Origin of the sequence: Halorubrum salinum, from assembly GCF_024494575.1 — an archaeon.
GTDB classification, from domain to species: domain Archaea; phylum Halobacteriota; class Halobacteria; order Halobacteriales; family Haloferacaceae; genus Halorubrum; species Halorubrum salinum.
The window spans coordinates 886603-912219 of record NZ_JANHDO010000001.1 but is presented as its reverse complement, the minus strand read 5'-3'; the positions used below and the strand labels follow the sequence as shown (position 1 = coordinate 912219).

26 protein-coding genes and 1 pseudogene are annotated in these 25617 nt (G+C 70.1%); 9 read left to right on the top strand and 18 right to left on the bottom strand.

Going from position 1 to position 25617, the window contains the following annotated elements:
* Positions 1-24: 24 nt before the first annotated feature.
* Complete coding sequence (locus NO930_RS04910; protein ID WP_256402685.1) at positions 25-747, bottom strand: DUF4013 domain-containing protein; 723 nt, start codon at positions 745-747, stop codon at positions 25-27.
* Between the two features lie 162 nt (positions 748-909).
* On the opposite strand from NO930_RS04910, the gene NO930_RS04905 reads away from it, so the two are divergent.
* Positions 910-1197 carry a DUF8072 family protein gene (locus tag NO930_RS04905; RefSeq protein ID WP_137784351.1) on the top strand — a complete coding sequence of 96 codons (288 nt, stop codon included), beginning with the start codon at positions 910-912 and terminating at the stop codon, positions 1195-1197.
* 38 nt (positions 1198-1235) lie between these two features.
* Here NO930_RS04905 and NO930_RS04900 read toward each other — a convergent pair whose 3' ends face one another.
* Positions 1236-1685 carry a universal stress protein gene (locus tag NO930_RS04900; RefSeq protein WP_137784350.1) on the bottom strand — a complete coding sequence of 150 codons (450 nt, stop codon included), beginning with the start codon at positions 1683-1685 and terminating at the stop codon, positions 1236-1238.
* Between the two features lie 99 nt (positions 1686-1784).
* A complete protein-coding gene (locus NO930_RS04895; protein ID WP_256402684.1) occupies positions 1785-3650 on the bottom strand; it encodes an ATP-binding protein in 1866 nt (621 codons plus the stop codon).
* 97 nt (positions 3651-3747) lie between these two features.
* Between NO930_RS04895 and NO930_RS04890 the strand changes: the two genes are divergently transcribed.
* Positions 3748-4083, top strand: coding sequence for a DUF7113 family protein (locus NO930_RS04890; RefSeq protein WP_137784162.1), 336 nt, complete (start codon positions 3748-3750; stop codon positions 4081-4083).
* A 38-nt stretch (positions 4084-4121) separates the two neighbouring features.
* Here NO930_RS04890 and NO930_RS04885 read toward each other — a convergent pair whose 3' ends face one another.
* The 5 genes from NO930_RS04885 to NO930_RS04865 form a co-directional block, all read right to left on the bottom strand.
* The gene (locus tag NO930_RS04885) at positions 4122-4355 is read right to left on the bottom strand and encodes a YgaP family membrane protein (protein ID WP_137784163.1); all 234 of its coding nucleotides are present in this window, start codon (positions 4353-4355) and stop codon (positions 4122-4124) included.
* A 141-nt stretch (positions 4356-4496) separates the two neighbouring features.
* Complete coding sequence (locus tag NO930_RS04880) at positions 4497-5369, bottom strand: sulfurtransferase (protein ID WP_137784164.1); 873 nt, start codon at positions 5367-5369, stop codon at positions 4497-4499.
* A gap of 140 nt (positions 5370-5509) precedes the next feature.
* Positions 5510-5935 (bottom strand): universal stress protein, encoded by a 426-nt coding sequence (locus NO930_RS04875; protein WP_256402683.1) that lies wholly within the window; start codon positions 5933-5935, stop codon positions 5510-5512.
* Positions 5936-6048: 113 nt separating this feature from the next.
* Positions 6049-7383: an ornithine cyclodeaminase family domain gene (locus NO930_RS04870; RefSeq protein ID WP_256402682.1), complete on the bottom strand. Its 1335-nt coding sequence runs from the start codon at positions 7381-7383 to the stop codon at positions 6049-6051.
* A gap of 77 nt (positions 7384-7460) precedes the next feature.
* On the bottom strand, positions 7461-9293 hold the full coding sequence (locus tag NO930_RS04865) for a site-2 protease family protein (RefSeq protein WP_256402681.1): 1833 nt from the start codon (positions 9291-9293) through the stop codon (positions 7461-7463).
* A 203-nt stretch (positions 9294-9496) separates the two neighbouring features.
* On the opposite strand from NO930_RS04865, the gene NO930_RS04860 reads away from it, so the two are divergent.
* Positions 9497-9736, top strand: coding sequence for a DUF8024 family protein (locus NO930_RS04860; RefSeq protein WP_049982979.1), 240 nt, complete (start codon positions 9497-9499; stop codon positions 9734-9736).
* 10 nt (positions 9737-9746) lie between these two features.
* Here the strand turns inward: NO930_RS04860 and NO930_RS04855 are convergent, their stop codons facing one another.
* The 4 genes from NO930_RS04855 to NO930_RS04840 all read right to left on the bottom strand — a co-directional run bounded on the left by NO930_RS04855 (position 9747) and on the right by NO930_RS04840 (position 15739).
* Positions 9747-11420, bottom strand: coding sequence for a methyl-accepting chemotaxis protein (locus NO930_RS04855; RefSeq protein ID WP_256402815.1), 1674 nt, complete (start codon positions 11418-11420; stop codon positions 9747-9749).
* A 180-nt stretch (positions 11421-11600) separates the two neighbouring features.
* Positions 11601-12584 carry a 5,10-methylenetetrahydromethanopterin reductase gene (locus NO930_RS04850; RefSeq protein WP_256402680.1) on the bottom strand — a complete coding sequence of 328 codons (984 nt, stop codon included), beginning with the start codon at positions 12582-12584 and terminating at the stop codon, positions 11601-11603.
* A gap of 9 nt (positions 12585-12593) precedes the next feature.
* Positions 12594-13349 carry a coenzyme F420-0:L-glutamate ligase gene (locus NO930_RS04845; RefSeq protein ID WP_256402679.1) on the bottom strand — a complete coding sequence of 252 codons (756 nt, stop codon included), beginning with the start codon at positions 13347-13349 and terminating at the stop codon, positions 12594-12596.
* 110 nt (positions 13350-13459) lie between these two features.
* Complete coding sequence (locus tag NO930_RS04840; protein WP_256402678.1) at positions 13460-15739, bottom strand: AAA family ATPase; 2280 nt, start codon at positions 15737-15739, stop codon at positions 13460-13462.
* A 142-nt stretch (positions 15740-15881) separates the two neighbouring features.
* Here NO930_RS04840 and endA point away from each other — a divergent pair, with 142 nt between their 5' ends.
* From endA to NO930_RS04820, 4 genes are all read left to right on the top strand, one after another.
* On the top strand, positions 15882-17084 hold the full coding sequence (gene endA, locus NO930_RS04835) for a tRNA-intron lyase (protein WP_256402677.1): 1203 nt from the start codon (positions 15882-15884) through the stop codon (positions 17082-17084).
* A 73-nt stretch (positions 17085-17157) separates the two neighbouring features.
* Positions 17158-17652, top strand: a complete 495-nt coding sequence (locus NO930_RS04830; RefSeq protein WP_137783487.1) for a hypothetical protein — start codon at positions 17158-17160, stop codon at positions 17650-17652.
* An 85-nt stretch (positions 17653-17737) separates the two neighbouring features.
* Entirely contained in the window at positions 17738-18340 is a 603-nt protein-coding gene (locus tag NO930_RS04825) for an LURP-one-related/scramblase family protein (protein ID WP_256402676.1), read from the top strand.
* A gap of 195 nt (positions 18341-18535) precedes the next feature.
* Complete coding sequence (locus NO930_RS04820) at positions 18536-18745, top strand: hypothetical protein (protein ID WP_137783489.1); 210 nt, start codon at positions 18536-18538, stop codon at positions 18743-18745.
* A 43-nt stretch (positions 18746-18788) separates the two neighbouring features.
* Here NO930_RS04820 and serS read toward each other — a convergent pair whose 3' ends face one another.
* The 3 genes from serS to NO930_RS04805 all read right to left on the bottom strand — a co-directional run bounded on the left by serS (position 18789) and on the right by NO930_RS04805 (position 21126).
* Complete coding sequence (serS, locus tag NO930_RS04815) at positions 18789-20162, bottom strand: serine--tRNA ligase (protein ID WP_256402675.1); 1374 nt, start codon at positions 20160-20162, stop codon at positions 18789-18791.
* 132 nt (positions 20163-20294) lie between these two features.
* On the bottom strand, positions 20295-20531 hold the full coding sequence (locus NO930_RS04810) for a hypothetical protein (RefSeq protein ID WP_137783491.1): 237 nt from the start codon (positions 20529-20531) through the stop codon (positions 20295-20297).
* A gap of 88 nt (positions 20532-20619) precedes the next feature.
* A complete protein-coding gene (locus tag NO930_RS04805; RefSeq protein ID WP_256402674.1) occupies positions 20620-21126 on the bottom strand; it encodes a DUF8162 family protein in 507 nt (168 codons plus the stop codon).
* Positions 21127-21296: 170 nt separating this feature from the next.
* On the opposite strand from NO930_RS04805, the gene NO930_RS04800 reads away from it, so the two are divergent.
* Positions 21297-22625: a dihydroorotase gene (locus NO930_RS04800; RefSeq protein ID WP_256402673.1), complete on the top strand. Its 1329-nt coding sequence runs from the start codon at positions 21297-21299 to the stop codon at positions 22623-22625.
* A 107-nt stretch (positions 22626-22732) separates the two neighbouring features.
* Entirely contained in the window at positions 22733-23026 is a 294-nt protein-coding gene (yciH, locus tag NO930_RS04795; protein WP_004596695.1) for a stress response translation initiation inhibitor YciH, read from the top strand.
* Between the two features lie 88 nt (positions 23027-23114).
* On the opposite strand, the gene NO930_RS04790 is transcribed toward yciH, so the two are convergent.
* The 3 genes and pseudogenes from NO930_RS04790 to NO930_RS04780 all read right to left on the bottom strand — a co-directional run.
* Positions 23115-23948: a geranylgeranylglycerol-phosphate geranylgeranyltransferase gene (locus NO930_RS04790; RefSeq protein ID WP_256402672.1), complete on the bottom strand. Its 834-nt coding sequence runs from the start codon at positions 23946-23948 to the stop codon at positions 23115-23117.
* A gap of 92 nt (positions 23949-24040) precedes the next feature.
* The gene (locus NO930_RS04785; protein ID WP_256402671.1) at positions 24041-25264 is read right to left on the bottom strand and encodes a TIGR04347 family pseudo-SAM/SPASM protein; all 1224 of its coding nucleotides are present in this window, start codon (positions 25262-25264) and stop codon (positions 24041-24043) included.
* 14 nt (positions 25265-25278) lie between these two features.
* A pseudogene (locus NO930_RS04780) lies at positions 25279-25551 on the bottom strand (Htur_1727 family rSAM-partnered candidate RiPP); the annotation flags it as partial.
* Between the last annotated feature and the right edge of the window lie 66 nt (positions 25552-25617).

The following is a 25617-nucleotide window of genomic DNA, read 5'->3' as shown; positions in this document are numbered from 1 at the left end:
CGTTCCGTTCGCTGTTTGAATCCGCTAGACTGCGGGCCGCTCTGCCGGCTCGGTGTCCGTCGAATCGGCCGCGACGGGCCGCACCTCGGTCCACGTCCAACCGATGACGGCGGCCGCGGCGACGAGCGCGTAGAACTGGACGAAAAGCCCCGCGATCGTCCCGAGAACCGGTACCACCGAGAGCACGCCGACGGCCAGCACGCCGGCGAGGACGACCGCGGCGGCGGTGAGCCAGCCGATCGCGTACGCCCGCTTCGTGACCACGGTCCAGAGCGTCCCGACCGCGAACCCGTCGCCGATCCGTCCGGAGTCGGCGACGGCGGCCAATGCCGCGGGCGTCACGTACAGTCCGACGAGCGAGACGGCGAGCGCGGCGAGCGCGAGCAGCACCGCGAGCGCCCCGCCGATCAGGCCGCCGAACAGGCTCCCGCTTCCGCCCCCCGATCCGATGACGGCCGCCCCAACTCCGAAGACGGCCGCGACGGCGAACACCGCGAGCGGAACCAGCGAGTAGACGAGGGCGACGACGAACCCTTTCGTCCCCTCTATGAGAAGGTCGCCCCACGCGTCGAACACCGGGGGAGTATCGTCGCCGTCGGCCGTCCGCCGAAGGACGCGGGAGACGTAGCCGAGCACGAGGATCGACGGGACGACGAGCGGGCTCGCGAGCAGGAGCGCCCCGCCGATCAGGACGGTTACGATGGCGTTGTCGCCGTCGCGCAGGTAATCGAGTGACTCGGCTATCATTGGTGATCCCATATACAGACGCGTCGAGAGGGCTTAAGCACGTACGGTGGCGTTGGGCCCTCGCGAGGCCGCTCGTGACGACGCTGTTTGTGCGGGAGGCCAGTGAGAAGGCGCGCCGCGCGCGACCGCGGGTTTATTTCCGAACCGCGCCGATCCGGTATCATGCCCGACCTCAACCCCGTCGCGAAGCGGATCCACAACGTCCAGCCGCGCCCGGTTCGACTGGAACTCGCCGACGGTGACGCCGGCGTCTTCGAGTTCACCTCGACGGAGTTCTTCCAGCGGGAGTTCCGCGGCGAGGGGATACGGACGGACGCGGACGTGGAGGCCGATTTCCGACTGATCTCTTCGGAGGATTACGAGCGGATTCTGCTCGGCCGGTCCGGGCCCGACGACGACGGCTGGACCATGGTGGGCGAGGTCGTCGCCGCCGAGCGAGCCGGCGACTAGGTGAGGCCGGTGTCAGTGACCGGAGACGGCGTCGCCACTTATCGCACGACCGTGACCGGCACCTCGGCGCGACGAACGACGCCCTCGGCGACGCTTCCGAGGAGCACCCGCGAGAGCCCGGTCCGTCCCTGACTCGCGAGAACGATGTGGTCGAACGGCTCCGGTTCTTCGTCGTCTCCGACCGACTGTTCGCCCCCGGCGACGGCGAGGATGGTCGCGGTCGGTCGGCCGACCTCCAGTCTGGTGTCGACGGCGCGGTCGACGGCGTCGGTCGCCTCCCGCAAGATACGCTCGCCGCGCTGGGTGGCGCTGTCGTACCACTGGTCGACCGCACCGGGGAACCCGCCCTCCGCGCCGGTCGTCGAGTCCGCGGGGTTGATCACGTGGAGCGCCGTCAGGTCGGCGTCTGTCCACTCCGTGGCCGCGAACGACAGGGCCTCGACCGCCTCATCCGATCCGTCGATTGCAACGAGGATTCGCTTGGTCATGGGGGCGGTTCGTCCGGTCGCCTCAAAAAGGATGCCGCCGGATCCGAGCCGGTGGCAACGGTGACGCTCCGAGAGCGCCGCCGCGACACCGGTCTCCGCTCAGCGTCCGTGACGGGTCACGCACGTCGAGAGGCCGATCAGCTCGACCGGCTCGGAGTTGTCCGGCGAGTAGACGACCATCTGGCCCTTCTCCATGTACGGCACCTTCCCGGCGAGGTTCGACGGGATGTTGACGCTCTGGATAGCGTCCTCGTCGCCGAGATTGAGGACGATCTTCGTGTTCACCTGTTTGAACACGGACTCGGCGATGTCCTGCGGGTCTTGGGTGATCAAGAAGAGGCCGAGTCGCTCCTTTCGCCCTTGTTTTGCGGCCTCCGTGAACGTCTGGACGACCTTCCGCGCCTGCACGTTGTCGGCGTCGGAGAGGAAGTTGTGGGCCTCGTCCATCCCGATGAGAAGCGGCGTCTCCTCGATCCGAGCGCTTTTCGGGTCGTTCGAGAGCTTGTCGTCGACGAGCAGTCCCGCGACCGCGAGCACGACGATCTCCTTCTGTCGCGAGGTCGGCAGGTGGTACGTCGGGATCACGGAGAGTCCGCCGGGGCGGACGAGCGTGTGGTCCAGCTCCGTGATCGGCTTCGCGTCCTGGTCGAACACGCCGCCGGGAATCCCGCGGACGCGCCGTTTCACCGCGTCGAACGTCGCCTCGTGGACGCGGCCGCTCTCGTCGAGCTCCTCTTTGAGCGCCGGGTCGTCGAGGTACGAGAGGAACTGACTGTACGTGCCCGAGTCGCCGTAATCGCGGAAGAAGCGCTTGAGGAGCGTCAAGAGCGCCGGGTACTGATTCTCGTTGAGCCCGGAGCCGGCGACGAGCCACGGCATGTCGCGCGCGAGCGAGAAGGGGATCGTGAACTCGACGCGCTCGGCGCGGTGGCCCTCACCGGGATACGTCGCGTTCGCGACCCGGGGCACGAGGGCGACGGTGTCGTCGTGACCGCCGTGCGCGATCCCCTCGCGCTCCAGCCGACGGGCGGTGTCGGCGTCGATCGCGGGGTTGTCGTCGTGCATCTGCGAGTACTCGTCTTGGGGGTCGAACTGGACGACCGCCATCTGCGACTCCCGGCCGTCGCCGGTCGGGTAGGTACGGTCCGAATCGAGGTACTGCCGAAGGACGTTCTTCGACGCGTGGGTCTTCCCGGAACCGGTGCCGCCGGCGACGAGCGTGTGCCGGAACACGAGCGGGTCGCCGTCGGCGTAGTCGTCTTTCACGCGGTAGTCGACCGTGGGCGGCTCCGCCGCCGTCCGCACCTTCTCGCCGCCGACCGAGAGGTGGCCGAGGAAGACGCCCTCGTCGGGGATCTTGAGTCCGGTCTTGATCTCGGCGTCGTCGGCCGCCTCCTCGACTATCGCGCCGGGTTTCGGGACCCGGTCCGTCATCCGGCGTTTCATGTCGTCGCCGTCGCCGTAGATCACGGACATCGGCTCCAGTTCGGCCATGAACTTGTAGTCGCGCTCGGTGAAGTCGTCGCGACGCATCTGGCGGCGCGCGTGGATCTCCGTCGCGTCGTCGGACTGGAACTCCTGTGCGTACTCCAGTCCCGTGATCCGACAGAACAGTCGCTCGCCGTCCGGATACGGAACCAACAGGTACGTTCCGAGTCTGACCGCTTCGCGGTTGCCCGTCGTGACGAACGCCTTCAGCGTCGTCTCGTCGTCTTCTTCTGCGACCCGAAGCCCCTGCGAGACGGAGACGACGCCGAGCCCGCGGTCGTCGCCGGCGGGCTCGACGTCGTAGGCCGCGAACGAACCGCTGTCCGCGTCGGAGTCCGGCTCGTCGGCGGAGCGGTCCGGGGCCGCGTCCGCGTCGGCATCTGCGTCGCCGACGGCGGTCGACGGATCGTCGTCACGTCCCGAGGATGCGGCCTCGTCGTCCTCGTCGGCGAACTCGGTGAAATCCTCCAGCGTCATGTGACACCCACCGCCGGCCACGCCGAAAGCGTTTCCGCCACCGCCGGCCGCGGGGGAGAGCGGGGGTCCTTTTCAGTGTCGGGACCCTACCGGTGACATGATACTCGTTCGCGGCAGCGGCGGCGGGACCGATCTCACCGGGACGGTGTTCGAGCGCGGCGAGGACCCGCCGACGTACAAGGGCGCGCCCGACGAGGACGCGCCGTACGTCTGGGTGTGCGACTCCTTCTATCAGGTCGAGAGCGGCGGGTCCGCGCTGCGCGTCGACGGCGAGGAGATCCGCGTCGCCTTCGAAGAGCCGATGCCGCGCGGGTTCGACACCAAGTCCGCGGCGATCGACGCGGCGAAAGAACACGTCCGGACGCAGTTCGCCCGGATCGGCGTCGATCCGGACGAGGTCGCGATCGAGGTCACGAAGGCCGACCCGGCGTGAATCGGCCGGTACGGCGACGCGACGTCTTCGTCGGCCGCTCAGCGCCTTCTGCCCGCAGACGCCGGACACGTGTCGACGCCGAGAAGCGCGTAGAGCCCGCAGATCCCGGTGGCGGCGGTGCCGAGCATCATGATCGCGGCGACGCCGAAGACGAGCGCGGCGATATCGGGCAGCGGGACGACGTTTGCGAGCGTGCCCAGCGAGACGATTCCGAGGACCGCACCGAGTGCCGTTCTGACGCGTTTGTCCGCGGATCCGACGTTCTGTTCCATACGATACAATACAGCACACAACAGTAAATACGTTTGCACAGCGGGCTCGCGCGGGGGGTCGCGGTCGCTGGCGACGTCGACAGTGTCGGCGGTGTCGCAAAGAAGGGGTCGTCTGTGAGGCGAACGTCGCTCAGTCGGCGGTTACTCGCCCGTCTCGATCGGCGCGCCGACGAGGTTGCCCCACTCGGTCCACGAGCCGTCGTAGTTGCGAACGTCGTCGTAACCGAGCAGTTCGTGCAGGAGGAACCACTCGATCGACGAGCGCTCGCCGACGCGGCAGTAGGTGATCGTCGACTCGTCGCCGTCGACGCCGGCCTCGGCGTACAGCTCGCGAAGCTCCTCGGCGCTCTTGAACGTCCCGTCCTCGTTCAGGGTGGTGCCGATCGGGACGCTGCTCGCACCGGGGATGTGGCCACCGCGCTGGGCGGTCTCGTTGAGCCCTTCGGGCGCGATGACCTCGCCGGAGAACTCCTCGGGCGAGCGGACGTCGACCATCGGAAGGCCGTCCTCGATCGCGTTGTCGATGTCGTCTTTGTACGCGCGGACGCTCTCGAAGGGACCGCGAGCCTCGTACTCGCGCGGCGTGAACTCGGGCTCGTCGGTCGAGAGCGGATAGTCGTTGTCGACCCAGTACCCCTTCCCGCCGTCGATCACGCGCACGTCCTCGTGGCCGTAGTACTTGTAGATCCAGTAGCCGAACAGCGCGAACCAGTTGGGGACGCGGCCGCCGCCGTACACCACGACGGTCGTGTCGGCGTCGATGCCGGCCTCGCCGTTTCGCTCCGCGAACGCCTCTTTCGAGACGATGTCGCGCTCGGTCGGGTCGGTGAACACCTCGTCCCACGGGAAGTTCAGCGCGCCGGGGACGTGCCCCTCGTCGTAGGGCGTGTAGTCCGAGTCGTCGGTGACGGTCGGGTTGTTGATCTCGACGAGCCGGAGGTCCGAATCGTCGTCCTGGAACGCGTCGAGGTTGTCTTCGACCCAGTCCGCCGTGACGAGTACGTCGTCTGTCATCGCTCTCTCCTACGAACCCCACGGACTTTGAACGAACGGTAATGGTGGTCGTTGCCGCCGGCTGTGACGCGCCGGGTCGGCGTCGAACTGGCCGGACAGAGGCGTTTCGAGGCTCTTCGCGGCGGTTTTACCGGAGTAGGCTATCGAATCACCGTCACGGGAACGTCGGCTTTGTCGACGACGCTCTTCGCGACGCTGCCGACGACCTGCTCGCGCTCCTCGGTGAGCCCCCGGTGACCGACGTAGATGGCGTCAACCGGGGACTCGTCGGCGTACTCGGTGATCGCCGTGGCCGGGCGGCCGGTGAGCAGTCGTGTCTCGATGTCGATGGGCTCGTCGCCGACGGCCGCCTCCGCGACGGCGCGAGCGTTGTCGAGGACGTCTTCACCGGACGCGACGGCCGCCTCCTCGCCGGGGAGAACGATCGTGCCGTCGACGAGCTCCGACTCCGGCGTCAGCACGTGGACGATCTCCAGCGTCTCGTAGAACGCGACCGCCTGCCGAGCCGCGTATCTGACGGCCTCGTCTCCCTCTGTCGATCCGTCGGTCGCGACCAGATAGCTCATGTTCGACTGTGCGCCCGGGAGACACAAAACTCCTGTCGGGCGTTCTCGCGCCGCGGGGACTCTGCGTGGGACGGTTTCGAGTGTCGATCGCTCCGGTTGCGGGCGGCGGTGACTCAGGCGTCTTCCGCCGCGTCGTCGCACGCCGCGCTCTCGGTGTCGTCTGCGCCCTCCAACACGTACTCCGCGAGGGTGGGGACGAACGTCCCGATGTCGGTGACCATGCCGACCGCCTGCGCCGAGCCGCGGTCGAGGAGCTGCGTTACCGTCGCGGGGTTGATGTCGACGCAGACGGTCTTCGTCGTCGACGGGAGGCAGTTCCCGACCGCGACGGAGTGCAGCAGCGTCGCGAGCATGATCACGATGTCCGCTTCGTGAGCCTGTTCGCGGATCGCGTTCTGCGCCTCTATCGCGTCGGTGATCGTGTCGGGAAGCGGCCCGTCGTCGCGGATCGACCCCGCGAGCACGGTGTCGACGTCGTTTTCGACGCACTGGTACATCACGCCCTCCGTGAGTGTCCCCTCGTCGACGGCGGCGGCGATCCCGCCGGCGCGGATGATCTCCGATATCGTCCAGATGTGGTGTTTGTGCCCCTTCCGCGGGTGTTCGAGCGTCTCGACGTCCATCCCGAGCGAGGTGCCGTACAGCGACCGCTCGATGTCGTGCGTGGCGAAGCCGTTGCCGGCCGAGAGCGCGTCGACGTAGCCCGCCTCGACGAGGTCGGCGAGCGCGTCGCCCGCGCCCGAGTGGATCACCGCGGGACCGGCGACGACCATCACGTTCCCGCCGCGCTCGCTCACCTCCCGCAGTTCCTCCGCGACCTCTCGGATCGTGGACTCCGAGGGCCGCTCGGCGGAGACCCCGCCCTGCATGAACCCGAACGCGCCGCCTCCGCTCCGGGGACGCTCTGGGGGTCGAACGCGGATTCCGGACTGGTCGGTCGCGACGAGGTCCCCCTCCTCGACCGCGTTGAGGACCTTCGTGTACGCCCGCGGGCCGTCTGCGGCACCGTCTTCTCGGTCCTCCTCGCTCGCGTCCGCATCTCTCCCGCCCGCGTCCGGTTCTGGCTCCACCACGAGCGCGCAGTCCATCTCGATGCGCTCGACCTCGATCCACTCGCCGTCGTACAGCACCTCGGTCGGGTGGTTCGTCGTGGAGTAGAAGTTCGGCGGGACGACCCTGTCGGCCGGCGCGGCGACGAGTTCGACGTCGCTCGGATCTTCGAGGACCGCGCCGTTCTGGTGTAGTTCGTGGAGGATGGCCCGCAGCGTCTCCGCGTCGTCGGCCGTGACTGTCAGCCGACAGTACGACACCTCGGTCTCGTGTTTCCCCACGTCGAACTGCTCGACGTCGAAGGAGCCGCCCAGATCCATCACCGCGCCGAAGCAGCGCTGGAGCGTCCCGCTGTCGATGATGTGGCCCTCCAGTTCGACGGTTCGCGAGTGGGTCATACGCCCCCGTCTCGCCCCGGAGAGAAACCGGTTTCCCCCTCGGAGTCTCGGACTCGTTCGGCCCGCACCGAGGCCGATCAGGCCAGCCCGAGCGCCGAGAGGATCTGGTTGCCGAAGATCATCGCGACCAGCCCGGCGAGCATCACCAGTCCCGAGGAGACCGTGATCGTGCGGACCGCGGCGTGGCGGTTCGAGACGGGCGTCCGGCTGACGACCGCCTCTGCGACCATCCGGAGTATCCGCCCGCCGTCGAGCGGGAACGCCGGCAGGCAGTTGAAAAGCGCGAGCTGGACGTTGATCCAGCCGGTCCAGAACAGCACGTTCGCCAGGAGGAACGTCCCGCCGCCGAGGACCGCGAACGCGCCGTCGACGACGTAGAAGTTGGTCAGGTGCCCCGTGAACCCCGCGAAGTTGTACGGGAGTCCGAACAGGCTCCCGAGCGGGAGAAGCAGCGCGACGAACGCGAGCCCGAGCGGAGAGCCGCTCAGTCCGCCGATCGGGACCCCGTCGGATCCCGCCTCGCCGCCGTCGCCGCCGAGCAGTTCGAGGTACGCGCCCGCCGGGTACTCGGAGACGCCGAAGTCGTCGAGCGCGAGTCCGCTCGCACCGGGGAACACCGAGACGCCGATGAATCCGCCGTCGCGGTTCGGGTGCGGGTCGAGTTCGACGTCGTACGTCTCGCGCTCGCCGTCGGCGTCGTACGCGACGACCTCGACGCTCTCTCCGGGGTCACGCTCCGAGAGCACCGAGGAGAGCGCGCCGTCGTCGTGGACGCGCTCGCCGTCGATGGCGACGACGGTCATCGGTTCGCCGACCGTCGCGCCCGCATCGGCGATGGGACCGTCCGCCTGGGCCGCGAGCGCGTACGCCCCGATCGGTATCTCGGCGGTCACCGGACCGCTCTCGTTGCCGCCGGTGACCGTCACGGTCGCGCGCTCGTCGTCGCCGACCGCCTCGACGAACGCGCCCTCGGTCGCCACCGGTTGTCCGTTCACCGACTCGACGGTGTACGGTTCCGTCTCGACGGTGATCCCGAGGGGGTTCCCGCCGGCGGTGCCGACGATCTGGAGGTTCCGATCGACTTCGACCGTCCGCTCTCCGTCGCCGTCGTCGGCGGTCACCGTCACCGTCTCGCCGGCGTCGGCGAGGGCGGCCTCGAACTCCTCGGCGGTGTCGACCGGCGTTCCGGCGACCTCGACGAGTCGGTCGCCCTGCGCGATGTCGGCCGCGGCCGCCGGCGAGCCCGGGTTCACCTCGCCGACGGCGTAGCCGGGGGCCGGGGAGACGGCACCGACGACCGGACCGAAGAGCAGCGCGAACGCCAAGATAGTCACGACCGTGTTGGCAGTGACGCCCGCGGCGAACATCCGAGCCCGAGCGCCGCGAGAGGCCTCCTGCGTCGCCTCCTCGTCGGGTTCGACGAACGCACCGACGGGTAACAGGGCGAAGAACACGAGCCCCATCGACTCGATGTCGATCCCCTCGACACGACAGAGGAGCCCGTGTGCCCCTTCGTGGACGACCATCGCGATAGCGAGGCCGGCGACGATCTCCGGGGCGACGGACAGCGGGAGGAACTCGTTGACGCCGGGGATGATGAGGAAGTTCTGGGGCTGTTGGATCGCGGCCGGCTGAGCGGTGTCGAGCGTCGTGCGCGCGGAGTTGATGATGAGCACGAACGAGCCGACCATCGCGACGAGCGCGCCGCCGAGCCCGAGGTTCGCGACCGCCCGCCAGAGCCGCTTCGGGCGGGCGAGTCGGTCGAGGAATATCCGCCCGCGGAGGGTGCGAAGGGTCAGTATCGGACCGGAGACGCGGATCGAGTCGGGGAGGACCCCCCGCTCGTCGAGCCACAGCATGGCCGCGGAGTACGCGAGGACCCCCGTGAGGACCCAAAACAGCGTGTTCATGCCGAGTTGATCCGTGTCGGTCGGGTGTAAGGCGTTCGGTTACCGACATCCGGCGGAGCGCTGGTCGGCATAGCCGAGAGGTCGCGACCGGGAGCCGGTCCCGAGAGTGAGACTACGCCCCTGAGGACGCGACCGGGGACTCGCCCCGTCGATATTCGGCCGCGAACTCAACACCCAAGTACCCGGCGGATCAACGGCCGGATATGCTAGCGCTCGTTGACTTCGTCTCCCGGCTCGTCGGCGACGTCGGACGGTTCGTGGACATCTTCCTGAACGACCTCATCCTGGGTGCCGGCGACCCGATCTCGGCGCTCCTCGTCGTCGTCGGACAGGTGCTTCTCGTCTCGTCCGTGGCCGTGCTCGGATACGCCGCGGTCGGCGCGCTCCTCGGCGAGATCGGCGTCACGCTCCCGTCGCTCGGCGGGCGCGGCCCGGCGGAGTAACGGCCCGGAGTCAGTCGTCGGCGTCCGCTGGGGAGGGTCCGCCGGTCGCGCTCGCGGACGGGTCGCCCGCGTCCGGCACCTCGGACGCGTTCGGCACCTCGAACCCGTCGAGCGTCGCCCGCAGCTCGTCCGACTGGTCGGAGAGCGCGTGGACGCGGCGGGTCACCTCGGAGACGGTCGCGGTCTGTTCTTCCGCGGCCGCGGCCACGTTCTCGGACTCGGTGGCCGTCTGCCGACTGACGGCCGCGATCTCGTCGACCATGTCGACGACCTCCTGCGTCGTCCGCGCCTGGTCGTCGGTCGCGTCGCTTATCTCTTGGACCGTCTCGTCGACGGTCGTCACGTCTTCGACGACCCCCTCGAACTCGCGGAGCGTCTCCTCTATCGTCTCGACCGACGCCGACACCTGCGACTCCATCGCGTCCACGTCGCGGGCGGTCCCGGCGGACGCCTCCTGCACCTCGTCGATCCGTCCGGATATCTCGGCCGCCTCGGCGCGCGTCTCCTCGGCGAGCGCCTTCACCTCGTCCGCGACGACCGCGAACCCGTCGCCGGAGCCGTCGGCCCGCGCCGCCTCGATGGAGGCGTTCAACGCGAGCAGGTTGGTCTCCTCCGCGATGCCGTCGATCACGGCCGCGATCTCGTCGATCTCGCCGACTCGGTCGACGAGATTCTCCACCGCCGTCGCGGTCTCGCCGATCCGGGCTTCGAGCGTCTCTAGTTCCTCGATGGCCTCGGCCGCCTCCTCGCGGCCCGCCTGACCGCGCTCGGCGGCGTTTCGGGCGGTCCGCGCCGCGTCGTCGGCCGAGGCCGCGATCTCCTCGACCGTCGCGGAGAGCGTGCTCATCTCGCCGGAGACGGACTCCAACTGCGCCGTCTGGTCGGCCGCGCCGTCGGAGATCTCTTGGACCGACCGCGCCACCTCCTCGCTCGCGCCGTCGACCTCGTCCATGCTCGCGCGCACCTCGTCGCTCGTGGCGGCCACGTCGCCCGTGAACGACTGGACCTCGCCGACGGTGCCGCCGAGCGTGGCGACGAGCCGGTTGTAGTTCTCGACGAGCTCGGCGTACCGGTCCTCGTCCGTCGCCAGCGCGTCGCCGTCGATCGTCGCCGTGAGGTCGCCGTCGCGGGCGCGTTCCGTGGCGTCGTCGAACGCGTCGACGAGCGACTCCAGCTCCGTCGTGTACGACTCCAGGTTCGTCGCCATGAGCGAGAGCGACTCGCCGAACGCGCCCGGCACCTCCTCGTCGAGCGCGGGGTCGTCGAACGACTGCGCGGCGAGCGCCTCCGCCTGCGCCGAGACGGTCGTGAGGTACGCCTGCACCTCCGAAAAGGAGTTCACGAGGTTGCCGATCTCGTCCGGCTGGTCGCCGCCGACGAGCGTGCGGCCGCCCGCGTTGGCGCCTTCGCCGTCAGATTCGAGCGCGTGCACGTCGCCCGCGGCGATCGCGTCGGCTCCGGCGTCGAGCCGGCGTATCGGCGCGACGAAGTCGCGGCGAACGATGAGGAGCGTGTTGTAGATCGCGACGACCGCGCCCACGAAGAGCCCGCCCGAGACGACGTACAGGGCGGTCCCCGAGAGCGCGAACGGCGCGAGGAAGATCCCGACGGTGACGAGGAACTGGATCCCCACCGCCGCGACGACCTTCCGCTCTATCGACTCGTCGACGCCGAGGAGGTCCATCGTCCGCCACAGCGCGGACTCGTATCGCCCGCGGAGCCCCGGACGTCGCTGTCGTGTGGTCGACATACCGGAGGCTCCGCGAACGCGGGTAATGAATGTCGTGGCGGAGTTCTCAGGATCGATTCTCGATTCCTACGCGGTGAGAATCCTCCCGGGTGCGCGATCGATAGGCTGAGACGGTCAGAACGCCCCGTCGACCGCCTCGGCGGCAAGGTCGACGGCGGCCTCCAGGTCGGGGCCGAGCGGCGACCCGACGACGAGGCCGTCCGCGTGCTCGGCGAGCGACTCGGCGCGCTCGCGGACGGTCTCGGGGGTGCCGGCCAGACAGAACGCGTCGATCATCGCGGGCGTCACGCGCTCGAAGGCGGCGGAGAACTCGCCCGCGGAGACGTGCTCGCCGATCTCCGCGGCGGCGTCGGCGTCGATGTCGTGACGGTCCAGCACGGGCGGAGCCGCGCCGCCGGCGATGAACGCGACCGGCGGCCGGGCGGCCTCGCGAGCGGCTGCGCCGTCCTCGTCGATAGAGACCGCGGCGTACGCGATCAGGTCGAACTCGCCGCGGCTCTCCGGGCGGTCGTCGAGTCCGTCGTCGACCTGATCGCGGGCCCACGCCAGATCCTTCGGGTGCGAGCCGTTGTACAGCAGGCCGTCGGCGTGTTTCGCCGCCATCCGGCACATGTGCGGCCCCTCGCCGCCGACGTGGACCGGAATCGACGCGCCCTGCGGCGGCTCGTAGTTGAGCCCGGCCTCGCTCGCGTCGAAGGTCCCGTCGTGGTCGACGCGCTCGCCGGCCCACAGCCGCTGGGCCGTCTTGAACGCCTCCAACACGGGGCGGAGCCCGCGCTGATCTTCGAGCCCGAGGTTCCGCAGCGTCGAGGGGTCGCCGGGGCCGAGGCCGAACACGGCGCGTCCCTCCGAGAGCTCGTCGAGGGTGGCGACCCGCGAGGCGAGCGTGACGGGGTGCGTCTCGTAGGGGTTGGCGACGCCCGGCCCGAGCCGGACGGTCTCCGTGGCCGTCGCGAGCTGCGAGAGGAACGCCCACGGGTCGCGGTTGTTGTAGTGACACGTCGAGTAAACGGCGTCGTAGCCGGCCGCCTCGGCGCGGACGCCGAGGTCGACGAGGCGATGCAGGTCGTGTTCGGGGGTGAGTTCGATTCCGAGCATGGTTGGTGATTACGCCTGAAACTGCCACTCGCGAAGCGCCTGCCGGACGAAGTCGCCCTCGACCTCGCGGAAGTGGCTCTCCGAGCCGTCGTGGTCGCCGAACGCCCAGTCGCGGACGACGACGACCGGGGTGCCGCCCGCGCCCTCGCCGGCGACGAGGTTGGCGGCCGCGGCCAGCTCGTCGATCACGTTCTGGACGGTGACGCCCATCTCGCGGCCGTCGCGGTCGCGCTCGCCGCGCCAGTCGCGGCTCGCCGGCAGCCCCGCCCAGCCGATCGCGACGCCGCGCTGGCCGTGGCGGAACGGCCGACCGCAGGTGTCGCTGACGACCACGCGGTCGGCCGCCAGCCCCTCGCGGATCCGCGCCGCGCTCTCCGAGGGGCGCTCGGGGAGGAGAAGCAGGTCGCCGTCGGGGACGTTCGACCGGTCGATGCCGGCGTTGACGCCGACGTGACCGAACCGGGTCGCCGTGAGGAGGAACGGGGACTCCATGATCAGCTCCGTCGACTCCTCGATGACGGCCTGCGCGAACCGCGGGTCTCTCTCCTCGCCGGCGATCTCTGCGAGCCGGTCGGCCACCTCGGTCGCCCGCGGGCTCGGAGGGAAGTCTTCGAGGTCGAAGACGCGACCTTCGGCCTTGGAGACGACGGTGCTGGCGACGACGACCACGTCGTCTTCACGGAGGTCGACGCGCTCGCCGATCATGGCCGCGAGGTCGTCACCCTCCCGGATCTCCGGGAGGTCGGGCACCGCGAACAGCTCCATACACGTCACTGCGCCTCGGCGACGAAAAACCCCGCCGGTACCGGGACGGTTTGACGGTAGTGACGGGGGCCGTCACAGCGGCGCGGCGGCAGCGGTCGAGTCGGCGTCGCTCACGACCGCGTGCCGTCGGCCGGGCGGACCGACGCCAGCGCGGCGTCGAAGTCCGCCCGCGTGATCGCGACGTCGTCGGCGTGGTCGTTCGCGGCCGCGCCGTGCTCGTCGGCGACGCGCTCGATGGCGACGAGCGCCGCCTCGCGACACAGCGCCGCGATCTCCGCGCCGGAATACCCCTCCGTCTCGTCGGCGAGCGCGTCGAGGTCGACGCCGTCGGTGAGCGGCTTCGCGTCCGTGTGAACCGACAGTATCTTCCGCCGCGCGTCGCGGTCCGGGGCGGGGACCTCGACGTGCGTCTCCAGCCGCCCCGGTCGGAGGAGCGCGGGATCGAGCGCGTTCCGCCGGTTCGTCGCCGCGAGCACGACGAGGTTCGGGTTGTCTCCCGCGCGATCCAGTTCGGTGAGGAGCTGTGAGACGACGCGCTCGCCGACGCCGGAGCCGTCGCCGCCGGAGCCGTCGCGGTCGGCCGCGATCGCGTCGATCTCGTCGAAGAAGACGATCGCCGGAGCCGCCTGTCGCGCGCGGTCGAACAGCTCGCGGACCGCCTTCTCGGACTCGCCGACGTACCGGTCGAGCAGTTCGGGCCCGGCGACCTGAATGAAGTTGACGCCGCTCTCGCCCGCGATAGCACGCGCGAGAAGCGTCTTCCCGGTGCCCGGCGGGCCGTGTAACAGGACGCCCGTCGGGGGGGCGGCGTCGGCCGCCTCGAACAGCGGACCGTACGAGAGCGGCCACGTCACCGCGCGCTCCAGCTTCTCTTTGGCCTCGTCGAGCCCGCCCACGTCGGCGAAGTCGGTGGTCGGCTGTTCGGCGACGTACTCGCGCATCGCGCTCGGCTCGACTGCGGAGTGGGCCGCCTCGAAGTCCGCCTTCGTCACGGTCACGTCGTCGAGCGCGGCCGCGTCGGTCGTCCGGGCGCGCCGAAGCGCGGTCATCGCCGCCTCCTGGGCGAGCCCCTCGATGTCGGCACCCACGAAGCCGTGCGTCCGGCTCGCGATCCGGTCTAAGTCCACGTCGTCCGCGAGCGGCATCCGGCGAGTGTGGACGTCGAGTATCTGTCGGCGTCCGCTCTCGCCGGGGACGCCGACCTCGATCTCGCGGTCGAACCGCCCGCCGCGACGGAGCGCGGGGTCGAGCGTGTCGACGCGGTTCGTCGCGCCGATGACAATCACGTCGCCGCGGGCGTCGAGCCCGTCCATGAGCGAGAGCAGCTGCCCGACGACGCGGTTCTCCACGTCGCCCCCGTCGTCGCGTTTCCCCGCGATCGAGTCGATCTCGTCGAAGAAGACGATCGCCGGCGCGTCCTCGCTCGCGCGCTCGAACACCTCGCGAAGCCGCTCCTCCGACTCGCCTTTGTACTTCGACATGATCTCCGGGCCGTCGACCGTGATGAACGTCGCGTCGACCTCGTTGGCCACCGCGCGCGCGATGAGCGTCTTTCCGGTGCCCGGCGGGCCGTGTAACAGGACGCCCTTCGGCGGGTCGACGCCGAGCCGAGTGAACACCTCCGGCTCCGAGAGCGGCAGTTCGATCGTCTCGCGGACCAACTCAAGCTCCTCGTCGAGTCCGCCGATGTCCTCGTAGGTCGCACCGGCCGCGTGCTTCTCAGGGGGGGCGGTATCGGCTTTCCCGGGTCGGCGGTCGCTCCCGGATGGGGCGGCCCGATCGCGGGAGTCGCCGGGGCGGTCGGCTCCGGCGGACGCGTCGCCGGTCCCTCGGCCGGCGCCGTCCGCGTCGGACTCGCCGTCCGCGGCTCCGTCGACTCCGCCCTCGCCGTACGACACCGACACCGTAGTGCGGTCCGTGACGCGGACCGTGCCCGCCGGCTCCGTCTCGGCGACGACGAACCGTATCCCGCCGAGTCGCTCGACGTGGACGGCCTCGTCTTCGGTGACGGGTCGGTCGCGAAGGTCCCGGGCGAGCGCGCGCTCGACGACCTCGCGGCGCACGTCGACCTCGGCGAGTTCGGCGGGCGCGGCGAGCACGACGCGCCGGGCGTCCTCGACGTCGACCGCTCCGACGGTGACGGTGTCGCCGACCTTCACGCCCGCGTTCGCCCGGGTGTCGGCGTCGATGAGGACGGAGCCGTCGGCGGCGTCCGGGCCGCCGGGCCACACCTTCGCGACGGCGGTGCGGTCGCCGCGTATCTCGACGGTGTCGCCGCTGAGGAGGCCGAGCCGCTGCCGGGCGGACTCAGGGAGCCGAGCGATCCCCCGGCCCGCGTCGCGCTTCTCGGCCGCGCGGACCGTGAGCCGGAGGCCGGCTGTCTCGTTCATACCAGTCGGTGCGGCCGCCGCACCCTTATCTCTGTCCGGTGGGGTCGACCGCAGACCCCAGACTGCCGACCGCAGACCGCCGAGCGCCGACCGCAGACCGCCGACCGCAACCGCCTTCCCTCAGCCGCTCCCGCTGTCGAGCATGCAACCCACGGGGCATCTCCGCGGCGAGTCCGTGCACGTCGGAGGCGACGCCCGCCAGCGATTCTACGACTCTCGGGGGTACGGCCGCCCGCTCTCCGGCGACGAGATCGCGCTCTCGCGCGTCGAGGCCGCTCACCTGCTCTTCCGCGGCGACCTGTCCGGGATCTCGCTCACCGAAGGCGGAGACTCCGTCGGCTTCGAGCGCTTCTTCGTCGAGAGCGCGGCCGCCGCCGATCGGTTCGCGGTGCGGTATCTCGTCTACGCCGACCTCCGCGACCGCGGCTTCTACCTCTCGCCCGCCCGCGAGCCGTGGCCCGGGGGGGACGCCGCCGTCGCCGACGCGGTCGACTTCGTCGCCTACGAGCGCGGATCGACGCCCGACACCGGGGACGTGAAGTACCCCGTCCAGGTCGTCGGCGAGCGCGAGTCGCTCCCGGCGGCGGGGCTCGCGGGGCGCACCCTCGCGGTCGTCGACGAGGAGTCGGACATCACCTACTTCGCGGCGGACGACGGCGCGATCGAAGGCGAGACGGCGTACGAGCCGCCGGAGCGAGTGACCGGCGTGCTTCTCGCCGACCGCGTCGTCGTCTGGGACGCGCCCGCTGACCTCTACGAGCGCGGCTTCTACGGCCAGCCGCTCACGGGCCGCGCGGCCGCGGTGGACGGCGCGCTCCAGTTATCGCTCGTCGAGGCCGCTGCGCTGGCGGCCGACGACCGCCTGGTGCTGTCGGCGTCCGTCGACGCCGCCGGCAGCGACACGCCCCAACCGGTCCCGGACGACCCGGCGGCCGCCGTCGTCGCGCGCGGCCGCGACGTTGAGGGCGCGCGGTTCGACCGCCGGCTCGCGGTCTACCGGTCCCTGCGCGGGGCCGACGCGGTCCCGAAGACCGGGTTCAAGTTCGGGGCCGACTTCCGGACCTATCTGGACGTGGAGAGCGTCGACGACCTCCCGCACTCCGAACACCTCGTGCGCGTCGTCGAGCCGGACCACCGGTTCTCGCCGCGCGAGCTCTCGCTCGACGTGCGGCTCGCCGGCGGCGTCCGCAAGGAGATGGTGTTCGCGCTGACGGCGGTGGAGGGCGGCGGCATCGACGGAAGCAGAAACGGAGACGAGAACGGGAACGGAGACGGAAGGAGAGACGGAAACGACATCGCCGACGCCGACGTGGAGTGGCTCTCGATCGGTCGGCTGACGCCGTGAGTCGAGCGGTCGGGCGGCGAGACGGCTCTCGGCATAAACCGTTATACCGAGACGCGGACACGTTTCGGCTGGCATGCCCCGCTCGTTCCCGCTCTCTCGTCCCCTCCAGGCCGGCAAAACCGTCGTGACCCTCGGCACGCTCGGATTCGGGGGGCTCGGTTTCGCACGGCTCGTCCCCGATCAGCAGCTCACGGCGCTGCTTCTCGTCTCGTTCGTCGGACTCTGTCTGGCGCTCGTGGTCGCGGTCGAAACGCTCCTCGCGGCCGTTCGGGTCCGCCGCGCCGACGAACCGATGGGCGACCGCCTCTCGGCCGACCCGGCGTACACGGGCGCTCGACTCCTCGAAGCCGCGGTCGCAATCCTCGCGACGGTGGGGTTCGTCGCGGTGTTCGCGGTCGTCTCTGGTGGACAGATGGCCGGTCCGGGGGCGGTCGGTCTCCTGTTCGTCTTCTCCGGGCTCGGCGTCACAGTCCTCGTGACGAGCCTCGTCCGGACCCTGACGGAGTACGTCCGCCACCGACGCCGCGGCCGCCGAGCGACGGAGACGACCGACGCCGTTGAGGGGTGACGCGCGCTCAACGCGGCGGCATCCGCGGGCGTCGAACTCGGAGCCCAGCAGAAGCCTTTTCCAACCGCTCGCCGTCGTCGCGGCCATGACAGAGTCCTCCGTGTTCCCGTCCGATTCGGACGCCTACGACATCTCCACGGTCGACCTCGCCGACGACCGGTACGAGGTGAAACAATCGGCGATCCGAAACAAGTACGCCGTCCGCGACAGCGCCGGAGACGTCGTCTTGCGCGGGAAACAGAAGATGTTCAAGCTGAAAGAGGAGTTCCCGTTCGTCACCGGCGACGGCGAAGACGCGTTTACCGTGAAGGCCGGCGGGATCATGGACGTCGCCGGCAGCTACGCGATCAGAGACGCGGGCACCGGCGAGGAGGTCGTCGTCTTGGACGAGGAGTTCTCGCTGTTCGTCGAGAACTGGACGGTCCGGGACCCCGAGACGGGAGCGCCGCTCGCGACCATCCGATCGAAGAACAAGCTGCTCTCGGCGCTCCGGCACCTCGTCGGCCTCGCGAACCTCGTCCCGAACAAGTACGAGATATTCGACGCCGACGGCGGGCACGTCGGCGACATCGAGGGGAAGTTCTCGCTGCGCGACGCCTACACCGTCACCATCGACGACGCGAGCGACGTTCCGAAGGAGGCCGTCGTCGCCGCCGCGTGCATCCTCGACGCCCTAGAGAACAAGTAGGTCGCCCGCCGGAGTCGGTCGGCGTACGCCCGCCGTGGGCGCTCGGTCCTCGTCGTCCGCCGCGTCGATGGCGGAGTCGCGTCGATGGCGGAGTCGCGTCGATGGCGGAGTCGCGTCGATGGCGGGATTACGTCGGCCGCGCTGGCTGCTGTCTAGAGAGGAAAGAGCTATACAGAAACGGATCAAGCTTCGCGCATGGTGTTGCCCGAGACGTTCGACCGGTCGATTGCGGCCCGTCAGTCGGCCGTGTACCTCGTGGCGTTCTGTGCGGTGTTCGCGGCCGTCTCGTACGCCACCGGCGGGAGCATCCTCCTCGGCGTCGGAACCGGCTTCGTCATGGCGTCGGTCGTGATCGCGTTTTATACGTGGAAGGGGGAACTCGGCGTGCCCGCAGACGCGGACTGACCGGCCGTCGCGGCCGAGACGTCGGCGGTCGCCGCCGCTGTCGTCACGCGCCGTCGCCCAGTTTCGACTCGCCGACGGGGTCGTGTCCCTCGATGCGTTCTGTCCCGCCCATGTACGGCCGTAGCGCTTCGGGGACCGTGACGGTCCCGTCGTCGTTCTGGTAGTACTCCAAGATCGCGACGACGATCCGCGGGACCGCGAGCCCCGAGCCGTTGAGCGTGTGGAGGAACTCCGCGGACTCGTGGTGCTCCTCGCGGTACCGGATCTGCGCGCGGCGCGCCTGGAAGTCCTCGAAGTTGGAGACTGAGGAGACCTCCAGCCAGCGACCGCCCGCCTCGGGGCCCTCGTCCATGTCGTCGGCCGGGGCCCACACCTCGATGTCGTATTTCTTCGCCTGCGTGAACCCCAGGTCGCCGGTACACATCTCCAGAATGCGGTACGGTAGCTCCAGACGACGGAGCACTTCCTCGGCCTCGTCGACGAGCCCGTGGAAGCGCTCGTCGCTCTCCTCGGGGCGGACGAAGTTCACCATCTCCACCTTGTTGAACTGGTGGACGCGGACGATCCCGCGAGTCTCTGTCCCGTGCTCGCCGGCCTCCTGTCTGAAGTTCGGCGTGTACGCCTGATATTTGAGCGGCAGGTCCTCGCCGAGCAGGATCTCGTCGCGGTGGAGGTTCGTCACGGGGACCTCCGCGGTCGGGAGCAGCCAGAGGTCGTCGTCGTCGTACTCCTCGGCGTTCGTCCCCTCGACGCGGTAGGCGTCCTCGGTGAACTTCGGCAGCTGGCCGGTGCCCCGCATCGACGCGGAGTTGACGGGTATCGGCGGGAACACGTCCTCGTACCCCTGCTCGCGGTGCACGTCGAGCATGAACTGGATCAGGGCGTGTTCGAGGCGCGCGCCGTCGCCCTTCGCGACGTAGAAGCCGCCGCCGGCGACCTTCGCGCCGCGCTCGAAGTCGAGGATCTCGAGCTCCTCGCCGAGGTCGTAGTGCGGGTCGACCGCGTCCGGGAGGCTCCGCAGGTCGTCGAACCCCTCGCGGCGCACCTCGACGTTCTCGGACTCGTCGGCGCCGACCGGCACGTCCTCTTGGGGAACCTGCGGGAGTTCGAGCAGGGCCTCTTCCAGTTCGGCCTCAAGCTCGTCGGCGCGCTCTTCTATCGCCTGTAGCTCCGCTTTGAGGTCCTGTGAGCGCTCGATAGCCTCTTGGGCCGCCTCCTCGTCGCCGGCCTGTTTCAGTTCGCCGATCGTCGAGGAGACCTCGTTGCGCTCGTGGCGCAGGTCGTCGCCGCGCCCTTTCAGCTCTCGCCACTCCTCGTCGACATCGAGTATTCGGTCCAAGTCCACGTCGACGCCCTTGTTGTCGAGCGCCTCGCGGACGACCTCGGGGTTCTCCCGGACGAACTGTCGAGACAGCATCTACCGTGGGTTCCGTCGGCCGCCCCAAAACCGTATCGGAGCGTCGGCAGCAGCCGCTGTGAAACGTCGAACGCGCGCCCCGGCGGTCGTGCGAAGACGAACGGACAGATCGGGGACCGCTTCCCCGCCGTTTCAGGGGATGACCGCGACGGTGGCGAACGCCGTGAGGAGCGCTATCGCGGCGACGACGACGCCCGCGACGCGCATGAGCAGGAGACGCGTTCGTCCGAGTTCGACCCGCGTCGTCCCGTCCGGACCGCGCGTCTGCCACCGGGTCAGCCGCCGGGGGAACGCGGCCATCGCCAGCGCGCCCGCGGCGACGAGGAGGGGCACGACGACGAAGAACAATCGAACGGGTGCGGGGAGCATACCCGGGCGGTCCTCGCGCGAGTCAACAAAACGTTACGGTGCCGGGCGCCCCGCGGAATCCTGAACCGGCTCCGAGAGCGCACCGTCGTCAGTACCCGCCCGGAAGGGCGAAGACGACCGCGAGCGCGAAGAGCGGGACCGCGGCGACCGCGGCGTACCAGAGTCCGGCGGCCACGACGAGCGCCCACGTCGACGGGCCGTAGCCGGTCGGGTCCCAGTCGATCCCGAGCCGGGGGAGCCCGACGACGGCGACGACGGGCGCGACGACGACGGTACAGAGCCCGCCGACGATCGCGGTCTCCACGAGGGCGTTGCTCCAGCCCGCCCCCGCGGAGTCGACGAGTCCGGCGGTGAGCAGGACGCCGGCGAGGTACGGCACGGAGAGCCCGAGCGCGACGGCGAGGTACGAGGACGCGAACCGACCCGTGGGCGGCAGCGCACGGAACAGCGCGCGGAACCGCGACGCGAGCAGGAAGGGCGACCAGAGGACGGCGGCGGCGACGCCCGGTGCCGCGAACAGCGCGAGCGCGGAGAGCCAGCCGAGTGCGGTGTCGACGGCGAGCGTGGGGCCGACGGCGAGCGTGGGAGGGACCATATCCAGACACTGGGTCGCGCGCGCGACAAACCGTTTTGGGTGTCTGTCGGCGCGGTTCGGAACCGAGTCGTCGACGGCCCGGACGGTCGGCCGGCTTCGGCTCCGGTCACGGCGACCTCGACCGGTTCCGAACCGCCACGGTTTATGTACCCCGACGCGAGCGCCTACGCATGCTCATCACGGGCGCGGAGCTGGCGGACGGGCGCGTGCGCGACGTCCGGATCCGAGACGGAACGATCGAGTCGGTCGCGACCGGACTCGACGCCGCGGCGGGCGAACGCGTCGTCGAGGCCCGCGGTCGCCACATCCTGCCCGGCGCGATCGACGTCCACGTCCACTTCCGCGAGCCGGGCGGGAGCCACAAGGAGACCTGGCGGTCGGGCTCCGAGAGCGCGGCCGCGGGCGGGGTCACCTGCGTCGTCGACCAGCCGAACACCTCGCCGCCGACCGTCGACGGTGACGCCTTCGACGAGAAGGCCGACCTCGCCGCGGCGTCGCTCGTCGACTACGGGATCAACGGCGGCGTCACCGGAAATTGGGACCCCGAGAGCCTCTTTCAGCGCCCCCTGTTCGCGCTCGGGGAGGTGTTCCTCGCGGACTCGACCGGCGACATGGGGATCGCGCCGGACCTGTTCGAGGACGCGCTCGCGGAGGCCGCCGGCCGCGGCGTTCCCGTCACGGTCCACGCCGAAGACGAGACGCTGTTCGACGCGGCCGCCCTCGACGGCGACCTCGGCGGCGCGGGGACCGCTGCGACCGCCGACGCGTGGTCGGCCTATCGGACCGCAGACGCCGAGATCGCCGCCGTCGAGCGCGCGCTCGACGCCGCGGCCGGAACCGGAGCGCAGGTTCACGTCGCACACACGTCGACGCCGGAGGCGATCGACGCCGTCGTCGACGCCCGCGAGTCCGGCGCGGCGGCGACCTGTGAGGTCACCCCGCACCACCTCTTCTTGTCCCGAGAGAACGCCGGCCGTCTCGGCACGTTCGGCCGGATGAACCCCCCGCTTCGCTCCGAGAGGCGGCGCACCGCGGCCTTCGAGCGGCTCCGTGACGGCGACGTGGACGTGGTCGCGACCGACCACGCGCCGCACACGGTCGCGGAGAAGCGGCAGGGGCTCGCGGACGCGCCGAGCGGCGTCCCGGGAGTGGAGACGCTGTACCCGCTGCTCCTCGAATCGGTGCGCAACGGCGAGCTGTCGATGGAGCGCGTTCGCGACGTCGTCGCCGCCAACCCCGCGTCGATATTCGGCCTCCCCTCGAAGGGGCAGATCGCCGAGGGGGCCGACGCCGACCTCGTGTTGGTCGACATGGCCGACCCGCGGGAGATAGAGGCCGGCGCGCTCCACAGCGCCTGCGGCTGGACGCCGTTCGAGGGGCTTCGCGGCGTGTTCCCGGAGCTCACCGTCGTCCGGGGATCGGTCGTCTACGAGCGCGATCCCGTCACTGGCGCGGAGTCGTTCGGCGATCCGGTCGGTCGCAACGTCCGCGAGGCGTGATCGGGGCGTGAGCCGGGATCCGTCCGTGCGTTCGGGACGAGCCGTGGTCCACCACCCCTGACCCTCCCGACACTATTTAATACGGGCACCATGTACCTTCGACCGTAATGTCGGAAGTCTGCTCGACGTGCGGACTGCCCCAGGAACTCTGCGTCTGCGAGGACGTCGCGAAAGAGTCCCAGCAGATCAGCATCCGCATCGACGAGCGCAGGTACGGTAAGGAGGTAACGGTCATCGAAGGATTCGATCCGAAAGACGTCGACCTGAGTTCGCTCTCGTCGGACCTCAAGTCGAAGTTCGCCTGCGGCGGTACCGTCGAGGACGGTGCCATCGAACTGCAGGGGAACCACTCGGGTCGCGTGGAGGACTTCCTCCGCGACAAGGGCTTCAACGTCGCGTGACCGTCACCTAACCGTCCGCCGTCGAGCGTTTCTCTCGTACTCGTTCGCAGAGCGGCGGCGCTGCCGCCGTCGAGCGCCGCCGGTCGACTCAGAGCAGAACGACGGCGCGGCCGGCGACGAACGCGACGGTCGCGAGGAGGGTTCCGTACTTGAATCGCCGCTGTGCCGCCGCGGGATCTGCGAAGCTCTCGTAACAGGCGAACAGCATGACCGCGTCGGCGACGGCGACGCCGAGGAGGTAAACGCCGCCGAACGTCCCCGTGAGGTACGGAACCGGACTGACGGCGACCGCGACGGTGAGCGCGCCCGTCGCGAGCCACAGGGCCCGTCGTTCGCCGATCGCTATCGGGAGCGTCGAGAGTCCCTCCTCGCGGTCGCCCGCCACGTCCTCGACGTCTTTTATCACTTCGCGGGCGAACGTGGAGAGGCCGGCCAAGAGCGCGAGCACGGCGACTTCGGTCGGTCTGCCGACCGCCGCGCCGCCGAACAGGAACGTCGAGCCGACGAGATACGAGACCAAGACGTTGCCGAGCCCCGGCGTCCCCTTGAACACGGTCGTGTATGTGACGAGAGCGACGAGGTTGACGGCGGCGATGAGTATCGAAAGCGGTGGGAGAAGCGCCGCGAGCGCGACGGCGAGCGCGAACCACCCCGCAGAGACGGCGAGCGCCCCCCGCGGGGACACCGCACCGCGCGGAATCGGACGATCGGGACGGTTGATCGCGTCGATCTCGCGGTCGAAGTAGTCGTTTATCGCGTTGCCCGCGGCGACGGCGGCCGCGGTGACGACCATCGCGACCGCGGTCGGGCCGACCGCCGCGTCGATCCCGGCGACGAACGCACCGGTCCCCGTGAGGACCGCGGCCGCGACGCAGTTGCCCGGGCGTGCGAGCTCGGCGACCCCGCGCGCTGTGTCGTGCACGTCGTCTCCGACCACCGCCGGCCGGCACATAAACGACGCGGGATCCGGTCGTACGGGGACCGTCCCTAGCTCCCCACGCCGCCGACCCCCGCTCAGTCTGCGGGCGACTCGTCGCCGAGCCGGCTCGCGGCCGCCGCGCCCTCGCGCTCGCGTTCCGTCAGGTAGCACTTCGGGTCCGGCGCGAACGGGTCGTCGTGTGCGGCGAGCGCGCGCAGGCGCGACCCGCCGCGACAGATGGACTGGTACGCGCAGTCGGCACAGCGCCCGGAGAGGTGCTCTTCGCGCTCGCGGAGCGCCGAGAGAAGCGGGTTCGACTCGTCGGACCAGATCGCGCCGAACGAGCGGTCCCGGACGTTCCCGAGCGAGTAGCCCTGCCAGAACTGCGTGAGGTGGACGTTGCCGACGGGGTCGACGTCGGCGACGCGCTCGCCGGTCGGATCCCCGCCGTTACGTTCGAGATAGCGATAGATCAGGCGGGCGCGGTCGGTCCCCAGCTCGCGGTCGGCGTACTCGACGAGATACCCCGCGTCGGCGTAGTTCCCGACGAGGAGCGTCTCGATCTCCTCGCCCGCGTCGTGGTACTCGCGCGTGAGGTCACACAGGTCGGAGACCGCCCGGCGGGTCGCGTCCGGCGAGAGGTCGACGTCCGAGATGTCCGCGCCTCGGCCGCCGTAATCGAGGTGATAGAAACAGAAGCGGTCGACGCCCACGTCGACGAGGAGGTCGACCACGCCGGCGAGATCCGCGACGTTGTGTTCGGTGATCGTGTACCGGAGCCCCGTCTTCAGACCCACGTCGAGACACGCTTCGATCCCGCGGACCGCGGCGTCGAACGCGCCGTCCTCCCCGCGGATGCGGTCGTTGCGCTCGGGGAGCCCGTCGACGGAGACGCCGGCGTACTGCAGTCCCGCCCGCTTGAGTTCTCGGGCGCGCTCGCGGGTGAGAAGCGTCCCGTTCGTCGAGAGCACCGGGCGGATCCCGCGGTCGGCCGCGTGCGCGACGAGTTCCGGGAGATCCTCGCGAACGAGCGGCTCGCCGCCCGAAAAGAGGAGAACGGGAGCCCCGAACTCGGCGAGGTCGTCGATGATCGCCTTCCCCTCGGCGGTCGACAGTTCGTTCGACGCGCCTTCGCAGTCGGCCGCGGCGTAACAGTGCTCACAGTAAAGGTTACACCGCTTCGTCGTGTTCCACACCACGACCGGCCGCCGCTGTTTGTCCGCCGTGATCTGCGGCTTCGAGGAGTCGGCGGCGGCGTCGTACCGAAGCCCGTCGCTCTCGGCGTCGAGCCCGCAGAGCAGTTTGCTGACGGAGATCATCGCCGTCCCCCCGCGTCGGGCGCGTTGTCGCCGATGTCACCGCAACGGTCGGCGAGCGACTCGGCGGCGTACCGATGCGTCTCGTCTGCGGGACACACCCAGATGTCGCGGGCGTACCGCGCGAACAGCGCACCCGCCTCCTCGTGGGCGGCGTCCGGCGTCGGTGCCTCGACGGTGCCGACGTGCCGAAGCGGGTCGGCCTCCGCCTCGCGGACGAAGACCTCGAACCGCCGGCCGTCCGTCGAACGCGATCCATTCTCGGGAGCCCGGTCCGTCTTCTTGGCCATACAGCGATCTACGATCCACTACCCGAACGCGTTTCGCAGGTTCCCACACCCATGCAACGCGGCCGA

Excerpts from the sequence above, each read along its gene's own strand:
- NO930_RS04910 (WP_256402685.1), bottom strand. The coding sequence starts at position 747 with ATGATAGCCGAGTCACTCGATTACCTGCGCGACGGCGACAACGCCATC.
- NO930_RS04905 (WP_137784351.1), top strand. The coding sequence starts at position 910 with ATGCCCGACCTCAACCCCGTCGCGAAGCGGATCCACAACGTCCAGCCG.
- NO930_RS04900 (WP_137784350.1), bottom strand. The coding sequence starts at position 1,685 with ATGACCAAGCGAATCCTCGTTGCAATCGACGGATCGGATGAGGCGGTC.
- NO930_RS04895 (WP_256402684.1), bottom strand. The coding sequence starts at position 3,650 with ATGACGCTGGAGGATTTCACCGAGTTCGCCGACGAGGACGACGAGGCC.
- NO930_RS04890 (WP_137784162.1), top strand. The coding sequence starts at position 3,748 with ATGATACTCGTTCGCGGCAGCGGCGGCGGGACCGATCTCACCGGGACG.
- NO930_RS04885 (WP_137784163.1), bottom strand. The coding sequence starts at position 4,355 with ATGGAACAGAACGTCGGATCCGCGGACAAACGCGTCAGAACGGCACTC.
- NO930_RS04880 (WP_137784164.1), bottom strand. The coding sequence starts at position 5,369 with ATGACAGACGACGTACTCGTCACGGCGGACTGGGTCGAAGACAACCTC.
- NO930_RS04875 (WP_256402683.1), bottom strand. The coding sequence starts at position 5,935 with ATGAGCTATCTGGTCGCGACCGACGGATCGACAGAGGGAGACGAGGCC.
- NO930_RS04870 (WP_256402682.1), bottom strand. The coding sequence starts at position 7,383 with ATGACCCACTCGCGAACCGTCGAACTGGAGGGCCACATCATCGACAGC.
- NO930_RS04865 (WP_256402681.1), bottom strand. The coding sequence starts at position 9,293 with ATGAACACGCTGTTTTGGGTCCTCACGGGGGTCCTCGCGTACTCCGCG.
- NO930_RS04860 (WP_049982979.1), top strand. The coding sequence starts at position 9,497 with ATGCTAGCGCTCGTTGACTTCGTCTCCCGGCTCGTCGGCGACGTCGGA.
- NO930_RS04855 (WP_256402815.1), bottom strand. The coding sequence starts at position 11,420 with ATGGACCTCCTCGGCGTCGACGAGTCGATAGAGCGGAAGGTCGTCGCG.
- NO930_RS04850 (WP_256402680.1), bottom strand. The coding sequence starts at position 12,584 with ATGCTCGGAATCGAACTCACCCCCGAACACGACCTGCATCGCCTCGTC.
- NO930_RS04845 (WP_256402679.1), bottom strand. The coding sequence starts at position 13,349 with ATGGAGCTGTTCGCGGTGCCCGACCTCCCGGAGATCCGGGAGGGTGAC.
- NO930_RS04840 (WP_256402678.1), bottom strand. The coding sequence starts at position 15,739 with ATGAACGAGACAGCCGGCCTCCGGCTCACGGTCCGCGCGGCCGAGAAG.
- endA (WP_256402677.1), top strand. The coding sequence starts at position 15,882 with ATGCAACCCACGGGGCATCTCCGCGGCGAGTCCGTGCACGTCGGAGGC.
- NO930_RS04830 (WP_137783487.1), top strand. The coding sequence starts at position 17,158 with ATGCCCCGCTCGTTCCCGCTCTCTCGTCCCCTCCAGGCCGGCAAAACC.
- NO930_RS04825 (WP_256402676.1), top strand. The coding sequence starts at position 17,738 with ATGACAGAGTCCTCCGTGTTCCCGTCCGATTCGGACGCCTACGACATC.
- NO930_RS04820 (WP_137783489.1), top strand. The coding sequence starts at position 18,536 with ATGGTGTTGCCCGAGACGTTCGACCGGTCGATTGCGGCCCGTCAGTCG.
- serS (WP_256402675.1), bottom strand. The coding sequence starts at position 20,162 with ATGCTGTCTCGACAGTTCGTCCGGGAGAACCCCGAGGTCGTCCGCGAG.
- NO930_RS04810 (WP_137783491.1), bottom strand. The coding sequence starts at position 20,531 with ATGCTCCCCGCACCCGTTCGATTGTTCTTCGTCGTCGTGCCCCTCCTC.
- NO930_RS04805 (WP_256402674.1), bottom strand. The coding sequence starts at position 21,126 with ATGGTCCCTCCCACGCTCGCCGTCGGCCCCACGCTCGCCGTCGACACC.
- NO930_RS04800 (WP_256402673.1), top strand. The coding sequence starts at position 21,297 with ATGCTCATCACGGGCGCGGAGCTGGCGGACGGGCGCGTGCGCGACGTC.
- yciH (WP_004596695.1), top strand. The coding sequence starts at position 22,733 with ATGTCGGAAGTCTGCTCGACGTGCGGACTGCCCCAGGAACTCTGCGTC.
- NO930_RS04785 (WP_256402671.1), bottom strand. The coding sequence starts at position 25,264 with ATGATCTCCGTCAGCAAACTGCTCTGCGGGCTCGACGCCGAGAGCGAC.